This window comes from Gammaproteobacteria bacterium, from assembly GCA_019911805.1.
Classification (GTDB): domain Bacteria; phylum Pseudomonadota; class Gammaproteobacteria; order Thiohalobacterales; family Thiohalobacteraceae; genus JAHJQQ01.
Genome location: JAIOJV010000021.1, coordinates 1 through 6,060 on the forward strand (window position 1 = coordinate 1; position 6,060 = coordinate 6,060).

Annotated in this window: 6 protein-coding genes and 1 tRNA gene; all 7 read left to right on the forward strand. The window is 61.8% G+C overall.

Going from position 1 to position 6,060, the window contains the following annotated elements; translation table 11 throughout:
- Nucleotides 1-564 (forward strand): tetratricopeptide repeat protein (locus K8I04_01690; GenBank protein ID MBZ0070431.1); only part of this gene is annotated, 564 nt, incomplete at its 5' end.
- 158 nt (nt 565-722) lie between these two features.
- The gene (gene birA / locus K8I04_01695; protein MBZ0070432.1) at nt 723-1,700 is read left to right on the forward strand and encodes a bifunctional biotin--[acetyl-CoA-carboxylase] ligase/biotin operon repressor BirA; all 978 of its coding nucleotides are present in this window, start codon (nt 723-725) and stop codon (nt 1,698-1,700) included.
- On the forward strand, nt 1,697-2,515 hold the full coding sequence (locus tag K8I04_01700; protein MBZ0070433.1) for a type III pantothenate kinase: 819 nt from the start codon (nt 1,697-1,699) through the stop codon (nt 2,513-2,515). Before birA ends, K8I04_01700 begins: the two co-directional genes overlap by 4 nt.
- A gap of 278 nt (nt 2,516-2,793) precedes the next feature.
- The gene (locus tag K8I04_01705; protein ID MBZ0070434.1) at nt 2,794-3,369 is read left to right on the forward strand and encodes a hypothetical protein; all 576 of its coding nucleotides are present in this window, start codon (nt 2,794-2,796) and stop codon (nt 3,367-3,369) included.
- A 52-nt stretch (nt 3,370-3,421) separates the two neighbouring features.
- Nucleotides 3,422-3,497, forward strand: a tRNA-Thr gene (locus K8I04_01710).
- Nucleotides 3,498-3,650: 153 nt separating this feature from the next.
- Complete coding sequence (locus K8I04_01715; GenBank protein ID MBZ0070435.1) at nt 3,651-4,850, forward strand: integrase arm-type DNA-binding domain-containing protein; 1,200 nt, start codon at nt 3,651-3,653, stop codon at nt 4,848-4,850.
- A 458-nt stretch (nt 4,851-5,308) separates the two neighbouring features.
- Nucleotides 5,309-5,755 (forward strand): hypothetical protein, encoded by a 447-nt coding sequence (locus tag K8I04_01720; GenBank protein ID MBZ0070436.1) that lies wholly within the window; start codon nt 5,309-5,311, stop codon nt 5,753-5,755.
- The last annotated feature ends 305 nt before the right edge of the window (nt 5,756-6,060 follow it).

Consider the following 6,060-nt stretch of genomic DNA (forward strand, 5'->3'; position numbering starts at 1 on the left):
TTTCTCAATACCGTGATAGATCGTCGACTGGGTATCCCGATATCGCTCGCAGTGGTCTATATCGAACTCGGCCGGCGGATCGGCCTGCCGTTGGAAGGGGTGTCGTTTCCCGGGCATTTTCTGGTGACGCTGCCGGTGCACCATGGTGCGGTCGTATTGGATCCCTATACTGAGGGGGTGTCGTTGGAAATGGGTGATCTGGAGCGGTTGTATCGGCAAGTCGACCAGGATGCACCAGCGAGTTCGACGCAACTTGCGGCACTGCTTGCACCCGCATCACTCAGTGACATTCTCATTCGTATGCTGCGCAACCTGAAAGGGATCTATTGGCACGAACACGACCCGGTGGAGGGACTGCGCATACAAGATCTGTTGCTTGCGATTGTGCCGGATCTCACGGTGGAGTATCGGGATCGCGGGATTCTGAAGCAACGGCTGGGCCAGTTCTCGGCCGCGGTTGAGGATTTCAACGCGTATCTCACCCGTCAGCCCGACGCGATGGACGCCGACTTGATACGCACACGTATTGTCGAACTGAATCGTTCTCCCCGGGTGCTGCATTAGAAAGAACGAAGGGCCGCCCACGTTTCCTGACACCCTCAACCCCAGACTGACAAGCAGGGCCAGGCCTGCGGGCTCATCTCATCATGGGCCACACTGGCGCTGGCAATGTGCCGCTGACGACACGCTGTCGGCAGGGGCCGCTATGCTAAACTGCGGCCATGACGGCATGCCTGCCATTGCTGCGACTTCTTGCCGACGGGCGGTTCCATTCCGGGGAGGTGCTCGGGAGACGCCTGGGAGTGACGCGCGCCGCAATCTGGAAACAACTCAAGGGGCTGGATGATCTTGGGCTCAGGGTCCAGTCTGTACGGGGCAGAGGCTACCGCCTCGAACACCCCATCGAACTACTCGATTCTGACATCATTCGTGACAGTCTCAGTCCGGCGACCCGCAGTCGCATCCCACGAGTTGATGTCTTTTCACAAATCGATTCCACCAACACCTACCTGAAAAAGTGCGCACCGCTGGATGCGCCGTCGGGTGCGGTTTGCCTGGCAGAGTGGCAGACCGCAGGGCGCGGGCGCCGGGGGCGGGATTGGGTGTCACCGTTTGGCGAGAACCTCTACCTCTCGGTGTTGTGGCGCTTCGCCAGCGGGCCTGCGGCGATCGCCGGCCTCAGCCTAGTCGTCGGCGTGGCTGTGGCGCGGGCATTACGCGGTGTCACCGGTGCTGATATCGGTCTGAAGTGGCCCAATGATTTATTGTGGCAGGGGCGAAAACTTGCCGGGATCCTGATCGATCTGGCGGGTGAAGCCGGCGGCCCCAGTTATGCCGTGATCGGTATCGGGATTAACGTACGTATGTCGGATCGGGGGGCGAAAACAATCAATCAGCCGTGGGTGGATCTGTTTCGGGTGTGCGGCGATACGCCCTCCCGCAATAAATTGACGGCACTTGTTCTGGATGAACTGGTGGATGCCATCACGACCTTTGAATTGCAGGGCCTCACGCCATTTGTGGAGGCTTGGCGCGAGTTCGATATGGTTGTCGGCCGGTCCGTGCAACTGTACCTGCCCAATGAGGTCGTGCACGGTGAGGCGCGTGGCATCGATGCCAATGGCGCCTTCATTGTCCAGGTCGGCGCTGAGTTGCGGCGCTTCTCATCGGGTGAGATCAGCCTGCGGATGACCACATGATCCTGCTGTTGGACGCCGGGAATTCCCGACTCAAATGGGCCGTTTTGCGTGATGGTCATTACGAATACGGTGGAGTTCTGGTGCACGGTACCGTTGCGATCAAAGAACTGGCCAGCGCCGCCTGGAGTTCATTGGACCCGCCTGAGGCCGTGCTGGTTGCGAATGTTGCCGGTGACGCACTGCGACGCGCGCTGAACTCCTGGGCCAAACGCCATTGGAAGCTGATGCCGGATTATCTCTCGGCGACCGGGGAGGAATTCGGCATTCGCAATGCGTACAGTGACCCTGCCCGATTGGGTATAGACCGGTGGCTCGGCCTATTGGCTGCGCGCGAGCTCCTCGAGGGGCCGCTGTGCATCATCGACTGCGGCACCGCCCTGACCATTGACGTACTGTCGCAGGACAACCGTCATTTGGGCGGTCTGATCATTCCCGGTATCCAATTGATGCGGGAGGCGCTGACGGCACGCGCACCGACGATCCGTGAGCAGATCGATCAGCCTGCCTCCAACCAGATAGCACTCCTCGGTACGGACACAGGGAGCGCGGTCGTCGGCGGTACCGTCTATGCGGCGGTCGCCGTGATCGATCGGGTGCTATCCGATCTGCAGGCGGATGTCGGGGGGCAACTGCACTGCGTTCTCACCGGCGGCGATGTGCCGCTGTTGTTGCCGTTACTGGGAGGCCGCGTGCAGCATGAACCCGATCTCGTGTTGCAGGGCCTGGCGCGCCTCGCGCGGGCGCGGCTCACCGCGCAATCGATGGTGCAGCCTGGTACGGCTGCCCCTGCCGCGGAAGACACACTGCAGTCATGAGATACGCCATCTATCTCTTGCTGGTGGCCAATCTGGGCCTCTTCGCCTGGCTGTACCGGACGCATGAACAATACGCGCCGCCTGCTGGACCGACGGTCACCCCGCTGCCTGCGACCGTCGAATCGCTTCGATTGCTGCGTGAGCGCAGCGCAGATGCCGTGCCGCCACAGCGGGAGGACCGAGTGTCACCGACCACGGAGGTTTCCCAGTCTCCATCGCCTCTGTCGGCACCTACCGAAGGGGTGGCGACGCCGAGTGCTGAGGGGGATGCGCCGGCGTTGGGAGCAAACGAACCGCCCGACGACGCAACCTCCTCTGCCGAGCAGGAGAGTGCGGACTTCACAGCGGGAGTCGAGGCTGCCCTGGAGCAGACGCTGCCACCGCAACCGCCCCCTGCGCCGGCACGCATCTGCCAGACGATCGGCCCCTTTCTCGCTCGTCGGGATGCCGAACGCCTGGTGAGCGAACTGGCGGATGTCAGTCCGCAGGCCGTGATCCGCGTGTCGCAGATGCAGCAGCCCGACGGGTACTGGGTCTATCTGCCCGCGATGGAACGTGACGCAGCGCGCCGGACGGTGCGGGAACTGCAAGCCAGGGGGGTTGAGGATTACTATCTCGGCCGCCAGAACGTGATCTCGCTCGGGTTGTATTCCGACCGGCGCACGGCCGAGGTGCGGATGCGTGAAATCGCAGCGATGGGTTATGCGCCCAAGGTCGGAGAGCGCTTCAAGGACCGCGATATGTACTGGGTGGATCTCGAGGAGCGGGAGCCAGACCGCGTGAGCGACGAGCGCTGGCGCGCCCTACTCGGGCCTCTGGCAGATATCCGTCGCCAGCCTGTGAGCTGTGAATAGTTTGCCAGACCCGGCGGGATTGCCTAGAATCTTCCCGCCAAATCAATTCATTGCTGGCGTAGCTCAGTCGGTAGAGCGTCTGATTTGTAATCAGAGGGTCACGGGTTCGACTCCTGTCGCCAGCACCACTAGCCTGTTTCACCAAGTCTACAGAAGCCCACAAGCCCGCGTAAATGCGGGCTTTTTTGTTGTCTTGTAGTCTATATCAATCCAAAGAAGGCTATTGGCATCTGGGGCATTTGGGGGCATAGTCCGGGGCACGTAGACCCCGGACAGAGAGGATGCCCCCAATGCTGAGTGATGCAAAGATCCGGGCCGCCAGGCCCGGAGAGAAGCCGATCCGGTTGTTTGACGGCGGTGGTCTTTACCTCGAGGTTTCACCCGCCGGCGGCAAGCTTTGGCGGCTTAAATACCGTTATGAGAAAAAGGAAAAGCGCCTCGGTCTGGGTCAGTATCCAGCCGTGGGATTGAAAGAAGCCAGGGACCGGCGCGACGCCGCACGCCGGCTGCTGGCGAAAGGTATCGATCCCAGCGCACAGCGCAAGGCTCAGGCGGCCGCACAGGCCGCAGAAGCGGACAGCTTCGAGACCGTGGCCCGAGGGTGGTTTATTCAGTACCTCGACACCCTCGACCAGGGTCACAAGCGGAAAGTAGTACAGCGATTCGATCGCCACATTTTTCCATACCTCGGCGAGCGGCCAGTGGCCGACATCAAAGCGCCAGAGGTCCTGGAGTTGGTCCGGCGCATTGAGCCCCGCGCCCTTGAGACCGCGCACCGCGCGCTGCAAGGCATCGGGCAGGTGATCCGCTACGCGATCGCAACGGGTCGGGCTGACGCCGACCCGACTCCCGCACTCCGTGGCGCATTGAGGCCAATGGTCCGCAAGCACATGGCGGCGCCCACCGACCCCAAGGCCGTCGGTGATCTGCTGAGAGCGGTGGAGGGGTATGAGGGCGGCGTGGTCGTCGGCGCTGCGCTCCGACTCCTGCCCTTGGTCTTTACGCGCGTCGGCGAACTGCGCACGGCTCGATGGGAACAGATCGATTTCGATGTCAGCGAGTGGCGCTATACCGCCAGCAAGACGAAAACCGAGCATCTGGTGCCGCTCAGCCGCCAGGCGGTTGCGATTCTGAAAGAATTGCATCCGCTCACCGGGCATCTGGCCGGCGGGTTTGTGTTCCCGGGTGGGCGCACATCTTTGCGTCCGATGTCGAATATGGCGATTAACGCCGCCTACCGCCGCCTAGGGATTGACACTCGAACCGAGCTGACCGGCCACGGGTGGCGCGCAACAGCGCGCACACTGCTTCACGAGCGTTTGGGTTTTGCTCCCGATGTTATCGAACACCAGCTCGCTCACCGCGTCCCTGGCGCGCTGGGGCGCGCTTACAACCGGACCAAATTCTTGAACGAGCGCAAAGCGATGATGCAGACGTGGGCCGATTATCTTGACTCGCTCCGTGAGCAGTGCGCCGGGTAGACCACCGCCCTCCGGTTACACACTGCGCCCCCCCGCCCCCTGGGGGGTGAATAGAAGACCAGGGCGGCGGAGGGCCGCCGCCCAAACCCCCAGTTGCACGCCACCCTGGCGGGTGGCTTAACGTGGCCATGAATGGCCACAGACAACCGCACCCCCTTCGCTGCGCTCAGGTGATGCGGTTGTCTGGCCGCCCTACGGGTGCGCAATCGGCTAAGGCCGATTGCCGGCGTCCTGGCTTCCATTCGCGGACCAGGGTCGAAAATGGCGGCCAGCGCCATTTTCTCACACCCCACGCACCTAGCGGTGCGCGGGGTGTCTGCCGCCGTTCCGTTTTTTCGCTATCTGCTAAGCGGTTTTGCTGTGCCGTGTCTGTGACACCATGACAGTCAAATGCGCTCAAGTTATTGGTTTTGCGGCCGTTATATGACTGTCACTTGGAACACAAGAGGGTTTAAGCCGTGGCAGTCAAAACAGAGAACAGAACAGCGGAGCGCGTCACCATTCGCCTGTCGCTCTCCGAGCGCCGTGCGCTCGATCGCGTGCCCGGCGAGGCGCGCGCAGATCAAGTCAGAAACGCGATCGCGGCGTACGAATCAGTTGCGCTGATCGATGAAAAAATTGAGCGGTTGAGAGCGGAGCAAAACCGGATCGCTGAACAAATCGATGCGCGTCTCGATGCGATACTCGCGCAGATCGAGAGCCGGATACTTTCAAACCTGGGTGCAAAAATTGAAAAAATGGGCGGTAAGATTTCTGTAATTCATGCACATATTGAAGGTGTGAAAGCAGCGCGAAAAAAAGCAGATGAGAAAAAAGCAGCGGAGGTCGCGGAACGAGAAAAGCAAAACCAGGCTAAACCAGCCACCGACGCCAACAGTCTTTTTCATCGGTGGCGGTGGTCCTGATGCGCTTGACTGCCGCCGGTCACGTTCCCACGTCTGGGTTTCGGGCGGCGGCCCTCCGCCGCCCTGGTCTTCTATTCACCCCCCAGGGGGCGGGGGGGCGCAGTGTGTAACCGGAGGGCGGTGGTCTACCCGGCGCAGCCCTAGCGCGAAGCGCGTCCCGGGTTAAACAGCACAGGCGCGCCGCGGCGCGGCGCCAGAAAAAACCCCGAATCCGAAAAGTGGGTGAAGGGCGCTTGCGGCTGCGCCGCGCGCCAGAGGCATTTACCCCGGCAACCCAGGGGGCGGCAGTGGCGGCGGGGGGGGAT